General features: G+C 31.1%; 7 protein-coding genes. All 7 read left to right on the top strand.

Annotated features, from left to right (window positions below; translation table 11 throughout):
• Positions 1 to 19: 19 nt before the first annotated feature.
• A complete protein-coding gene (locus DIU01_RS10130) occupies positions 20 to 382 on the top strand; it encodes a lysozyme inhibitor LprI family protein (RefSeq protein ID WP_367221947.1) in 363 nt (120 codons plus the stop codon).
• A gap of 8 nt (positions 383 to 390) precedes the next feature.
• The gene (locus tag DIU01_RS10125; RefSeq protein WP_290834058.1) at positions 391 to 1,572 is read left to right on the top strand and encodes an aspartate aminotransferase family protein; all 1,182 of its coding nucleotides are present in this window, start codon (positions 391 to 393) and stop codon (positions 1,570 to 1,572) included.
• A gap of 167 nt (positions 1,573 to 1,739) precedes the next feature.
• Entirely contained in the window at positions 1,740 to 3,134 is a 1,395-nt protein-coding gene (locus DIU01_RS10120) for a tetratricopeptide repeat protein (RefSeq protein WP_290834057.1), read from the top strand.
• Positions 3,135 to 3,234: 100 nt separating this feature from the next.
• Entirely contained in the window at positions 3,235 to 3,978 is a 744-nt protein-coding gene (locus DIU01_RS10115; RefSeq protein WP_290834056.1) for a shikimate dehydrogenase, read from the top strand.
• Between the two features lie 123 nt (positions 3,979 to 4,101).
• The gene (locus tag DIU01_RS10110; protein WP_290834055.1) at positions 4,102 to 4,431 is read left to right on the top strand and encodes a helix-turn-helix transcriptional regulator; all 330 of its coding nucleotides are present in this window, start codon (positions 4,102 to 4,104) and stop codon (positions 4,429 to 4,431) included.
• A gap of 2 nt (positions 4,432 to 4,433) precedes the next feature.
• The gene (locus DIU01_RS10105; protein ID WP_290834054.1) at positions 4,434 to 5,804 is read left to right on the top strand and encodes a DNA cytosine methyltransferase; all 1,371 of its coding nucleotides are present in this window, start codon (positions 4,434 to 4,436) and stop codon (positions 5,802 to 5,804) included.
• Positions 5,805 to 5,806: 2 nt separating this feature from the next.
• A partial coding sequence (locus DIU01_RS10100; protein WP_290834053.1) for a hypothetical protein occupies positions 5,807 to 6,833 on the top strand: 1,027 nt, incomplete at its 3' end.

The following is a 6,833-nucleotide window of genomic DNA, read 5'->3' as shown; positions in this document are numbered from 1 at the left end:
TGTATAAGAGACAGTCCTAATTATCAGTACAAGTAGTTTTAGCCAAACACAATCTGAAATTAATGAAGAAGCATACAAAAACTATAAAAAAGCAGATAAAGAACTAAATGTTGTCTATCAAAAAATTTTAAAAGATTATAAATCAGATACTGCGTTTCTTAAAAATTTAAAAGCTGCACAAAAAATTTGGATTAATTTTAGAGATGCAGAAATGCTTGCAAAATTTCCTGACAGAGAACCTGGATATTATGGAAGTATTCAACCAACTTGTTGGAGCAATTATCTTCAAGAATTGACAGAAGAACGAACTAAACGACTAAAAGTTTGGCTTACAGGAATTGAAGAAGGAAATATGTGTTCTGGTTCTGTAAACATTAAATAAAAAATAAATTGAACGATTTTTTAAAATACCAAGCACAAACTTCACCCTATCCTTTGGGAATGGAAGTTTCGCATGCCATTGGTTCTTACATTTACGACACCAACAATAAAAAATATTTAGATTTTGTCGCAGGAGTTTCAGCTTGTTCGCTTGGACATCAAAATCAAAGAGTCAATCAAGCCATAAAAGATCAATTGGACAAATATTCACACGTGATGGTTTATGGCGAATATTCTCAAAGTCCGGCAGTTCAATATTGCAAATTACTAGTTGAAAATTCACCTCCAGAATTGAATAAAGTTTATTTAGTAAATTCGGGAACAGAAGCATGTGAAGGCGCGTTAAAACTGGTTCGCCGAGTTACTGGAAGAAGCCAACTAATTTCGTGTCACAATGCTTATCACGGAAATACGATGGGTTCGATGAGTGTGATGGGATTTGAAGAACGCAAACAAATATTTCGTCCATTAATTCCTGATGTTGATTTCATTACTTTCAATAATGAAGATGATATTCAAAAAATAACCACCAAAACTGCTGGAATAATTTTAGAAAGTATTCAAGGTGGCGCAGGTTTTATTCAACCTCAAAATGACTTTTTAGCCAAAGTAAAAAAGCGTTGCGAAGAAGTTGGAGCATTAATGATTGTTGACGAAATTCAACCTGGTTTTGGTAGAACTGGAAAATTATTTGGATTTGAAAATTACAATGTCGTTCCAGATGTAGTTATTATCGGAAAAGGAATGGCTGGCGGAATGCCTGTCGGCGGATTCATTGCCAACGAAAAATACATGGATTTATTAAGCCACGATCCAAAGTTGGGACACATTACAACTTTTGGTGGTCATCCTGTCATTGCGGCAGCATGTTTGGCCACTTTACAAGAAATTATAGAAAAAGACTACACTTCGCAATCATTAGAGAAAGAAAAACTCTTTAGATCACTTTTGGTACATCCTTTGATACAAGAAATTAGAGGAAAAGGATTGATGCTTGCTGCGATGACATCAGATGAAGAAATAACAAATCAAGTTATTTTAAAATGTCAAGACAGAGGATTAATATTATTTTGGTTATTGTTTGAAGGAAAAGCCATCCGAATTACGCCACCATTAACGATTTCTGAAGATGAAATTAAAGAAGGTTGCAAGATTATTTTAGAAGTGATGGATGAGATAGTTGCGGGTTAAAAGTTACGAGTTGCGAGTTTTATAGATTTCGCAAAAACTCGAAACCCGAAACCCAAAACTCGAAACTGTTTAATGTTAATTAAATTGTTCAAAACAATTACCAAATTCTCCAACATTAAAGCAATTGTTACCTACTTTTATTAAGGATAATTTTAAATAAATAAGCTATGCATTTGGATCACGACGAAGAAGACTACAATTTATCCTTATCAAAATTTGAATCGATGTTGAAAACCAATAAAGTTTTCTTTTTTGATTCAGAAGAATTTGAAGAAATCATTCTTCATTATCTTGATATGGGTAAAGCAAGTTTGGCCAAAAAAGCTTTAAAACTTGGACTGGAACAACACCCAAAATCTACTGGACTTAAACTAGTTCAGGTTGAAATGTTGGTCTATGATGACAAACTCGAAATTGCCGAAAAATTGCTAAATGAGTTGTATGCAATTGAGCCAACTAACGAAGAAATTTTTATCCAAAAAGCCAATATTTACTCGAAGCGCGACAACCATGAAAAAGCGGTTGAACTACTTCAAGAAGCTCTAAAACATACCGAAGATTTCGCCGATGTCTATAACTTAATTGGTATGGAATACCTTTTTATGGACAATTTAGAAAAAGCCAAAGAGAACTTTATGAAATGTCTTGAAGAAGATATTGTAGATCAATCTGGACTTTATAATGTGGTCTATTGTTTCGAATTTTTAGATCAAAATGCAGAGGCAATTGAATATCTTAAAAAATACATTGACAAAAATCCGTACAGTGAAATCGCTTGGCATCAACAAGGTAGATTGCATTATGGATTGAAAGAATATGAAAATGCAGTGCGTGCTTTTGAATATGCTACCTACATCGACGATGAATTCATGGGTGCTTTCATGGAAAATGGAAAAGCTTTAGAACGTTTAAAACGCTATGAAGACGCTATTGAAAACTACCAAAGAACCATCGATTTAGACGATCCAACTTCGTATGCTTTATTGCGAATTGGAAAATGTCACGAAAAATTAGGTAATAAAGCAGAAGCGTTAAAGTATTTCAACAAAACAGTTCATGAAGATCCGCTTTTAGACAAAGGTTGGATTGCGATTACTGATTTTTACGTTCGTCAGAAAAATTTTCAAAAAGCATTGTATTATGTAAACAAAGCTTTAGCTATTGATGACCAAAATCGTGCTTATTGGAAACGTTTTGCAACGATAAATAAAGCCATGAATTTCTATGAAGAAGCCGAACTTGGTTATAGAAAAGCAGTAGAGTTTGGTGATTACCAATTGGATACTTGGTTGTTTTGGGTTGATATTTTACAGTTTCTAGGTGAATTTGACAATGCAGTCATGACACTTTTACAAGCATCTGAAACTTTTCCAGAAGAATACGAAATAGAATATCGCTTGGCTGGATTGTATTTTATGTTGAATGATGTTGAAAAAGGAACGTTTCATTTGAGCAATGGTTTGCGATTGAATTTTAATAATCATACTATGTTGGAAGAATTGTTTCCCACAATATGGTCATTAAAAAAAGTGCAAACTATTATTAAAAAACACAAAAAGTAAAATTTACTATTTATAAATTTAAACCATCAAGAAATTAAGAACATTAAGACTAAAACTTAATCAACTTAATTTCTTAATGGTTTTAAAATGAAAACACACATTGGAAGACAATAAAAAATTCGGGTTAGTAGGTAAAAATATTGCCTACTCATTTTCAAAAAAATACTTTACAGAAAAATTTTCATCCGATTTATTTGATGATTTTACTTACGAAAATTTTGACATTGAATCTATAAATGATTTTCCTGAAATTTTGAAAAATAATCCTGATTTAAAAGGATTGAATGTAACAATTCCATACAAAGAAGCAATCATTCCTTTTTTGGATACTTTGTCTGAGAAAGCCTTTAAAATTGGCGCTGTAAACGTTATTCGATTTACTAAAAAAGGAAACTTAAAAGGTTATAATTCTGATTGGTATGGATTTAAACAATCGTTAGAACCACTTTTACAACCGCATCATAAACGTGCTTTAATTTTAGGAACTGGTGGCGCTGCTAAAGCAGTTGCCTTTGCACTTGAACAACTCGGAATTTTCTACACATTTGTATCTAGAGAAGCAACTGAGAATGCTATTGATTATGATCGAATTAATGTTACAACATTTGATAATTTTCAGATAATAATTAATTGCACACCACTTGGTACTAGTCCGAATGTAAAGGAGTTTCCTCCTATTCCGTATCAGTTTTTTACAGACAAACACATTGCTTTTGATTTAATTTACAATCCCGAAGAAACTCAGTTTTTAAAGAAAGCAAAAAAGAAAGGCGCTGTTACCAAAAATGGTTATGAAATGCTAGTTTTTCAGGCGGAAAAAGCTTGGAAAATTTGGAATAAATAAACATTTCAATCAGTAAGGAATTTTATTAATTTTTTAGAACTTAAAATATCAACATACTTTTGTTGAAATCCGATAATTTTAATTTAATATTTCTATAAAATAATAAATTATATTTGACAAATAGTGTCAAGTAAATATTATCAAATGGAAACAGTAGGACAAATCATACGAACAAAAAGAGAATCTCTCGGACTATTGCTCAGGCAAGTTTCGGCTTACGCAGACATAGACCAAGCAATTTTAAGTAAAATTGAGCGTAATGAGCGTAAACCAACCAAAGATTTAATTTTAAAAATTGCTGAAGTTCTACAACTTGATAAGCAAGAATTATTGATTCAATTTATGAGCGACAAAATTGCTTATGAAATTGCAGATGAAGATTGTGCCAGCAGAGTTTTAAAAGTTGCTGAAGAAAAAATTGAATACATTAAATCAAACCCAATAAAAATCTAATTATGAAAGCTAACTATTCAGAAAGATTAGAAATCGATGTTCTAGAAGAACCACAATTAGATTTTAAATATTATGTAAATCCAAGTCAAAAAAGAAATGAAGTCAAAACTAAAAAGATTGAAACATTAAATGTTTTGTCTCTTTTTTCAGGTTGCGGCGGAATGGATTTAGGTTTTGAAGGAGGTTTTTCTGTTTTAAAATCGTCAGTAAATGAAAAATTAACACCTAACTTTATTGACAAAAAACTCAACAATGGATTTGTGCAACTCAAAAAAACAAAATTTAAAACTGTCTTCGCAAATGATATTTTGAATGATGCCAGAAATGCGTGGGTAAATCATTTTATGAAAAAAGGCCGAGAAGCCGATTTATTTTACACTCAAAGTATTGTTGATTTAGTAAAACTTCATCAAAGTGGAATTAAGGTTTTTCCAGAAAACATTGACATTGTAACTGGTGGCTTTCCTTGTCAAGACTTTAGTATAGCTGGAAAGCGAAATGGATTTAATTCGCACAAAAACCATAATGGAAAATTAATTGATGAAGTTACGCCAACAGAAGAAACTCGAGGGCAACTTTATATGTGGATGAAACAAGTTATAGAAATTACTAAACCAAAAATATTTATAGCTGAAAATGTAAAAGGATTAGTTAATCTTGAAAACGTAAAAGAAATTATTCAAAACGATTTCCAATCGGCTGGAGAAAACGGTTACATAGTTTTAAATCCTAGAGTTTTGCATTCAGCAAATTATGGTGTTCCTCAATCAAGAGAAAGAGTAATATTTATTGGGATAAAAAAATCAGAATTAACAAATGCAGCATTATTAGAATTAGAAAAAGAAACAATTTCAGACGATTATAATCCTTATCCTAAACCAACACATTCATATACTGTCAAAGGAGAAAATTTGAAAAATTTTGTTGAATTACATGAAGTTTTCAGTTTGTTAGAAGAACCTGAAAATACAAGTGATTTATCGCAAAAATTCTATTCAAAAGCGAAATATATGGGTGCACATTGCCAAGGGCAAACTGAAATTAAACTAAATGGAATTAGTCCAACAATTCGTGCAGAACATCATGGAAATATTGAATTTAGAAGACTCTCAAAAGAAAATGGTGGGAAAATTGATAATGAACTTTCAGCAGGATTAATTGAAAGAAGATTAACACCTAGAGAATGTGCTTTAATTCAAACTTTTCCGCCAGATTATGATTTTGTAATAGAAAATAAAAACGGTAGAAAAGGTTCTTATTTAGTTAGTCCATCGCAAGCATATAAAATAATTGGAAATGCAGTTCCACCGTTACTCGCATACAATTTAGCAAAAAGAATAGAGGACATTTGGGATTTGTACTTTAAAAAATAATTATGATAATTTCTTTAAATCCAGAACCGCATAGAAGTGAATTTGATATATTGCTAAATTCAACTTTGAAGCAATTAAATGTAGAAGGCTCTACAAATCCGAAAATATTTGCAAATCTTGCTGGCACAAAATTAGAAAATCATGTTGGCAGCATGATGACAGAATTGTCGCAAGGCACAATATTTGAAAATTCAATTCAAGTGATTGGCGGACAAAAATTTCCAGATATTGTCGCAAAGAAATTTTACGGTATCGAAGTAAAAACAACAACACAAAATCATTGGAAAACTACGGGTAATAGTGTTCTAGAGAGTACAAGAGTTAGTGATGTAGAAAGGATATTTATGCTTTTTGCGAAATTAGCAAATCCCATTGAGTTTAAATGTCGTCCATATGAAGAATGCTTATCAGAAGTAGTTGTAACACATTCTCCTCGTTACCTTATTGATATGAATTTACCAATTGGAAAAACTATATTCGATAAAATGGATACTACATATGATACTTTAAGAAAAAAAGAAAATCCTTTGGGTCATGTTGTAGATTTTTATAAGAGCAATTTAAAAGCAGGAGAACAACTTTGGTGGATTGATAACAATAATATGAGTAACTTATCAATTAAAATGTGGAAGAATATTGATAGAGAAAAACAAAAAGAAATCATTACAAAAATAATGGTTTATTTTATCGAGATTTTTGGAAGTAGTCCTAAAAAATTTGAGAGAATTCCCGCATGGTTGGTAACTAGGGAGGGAATTGTTACACCAAATATTCGTGATTTATTTTCTTCTGGAGGAAAAGGAGATTTAATAGTTGGAAAAAAAATATACAAAAATATACCAAGAATATTTTTAAACTTATTTAATAATCTAGATTATGCACTTGAAACATTAGTACAAACTTCAGCAATTGAACTTTCTGAATATTGGGGAATTGAAACAACTGAAAATAAAAAAATATCAGATTGGATTGAATTAGTTTCTGAACATTCAAAGAAAATAACAGACGCAAATCATTTGAATATAAAAC

Source organism: Flavobacterium sp. (assembly GCF_003525665.1).
GTDB lineage: Bacteria > Bacteroidota > Bacteroidia > Flavobacteriales > Flavobacteriaceae > Flavobacterium.
Note: the sequence above shows the minus strand (reverse complement) of the source record. Positions and strands in the feature narration are given on the sequence as shown.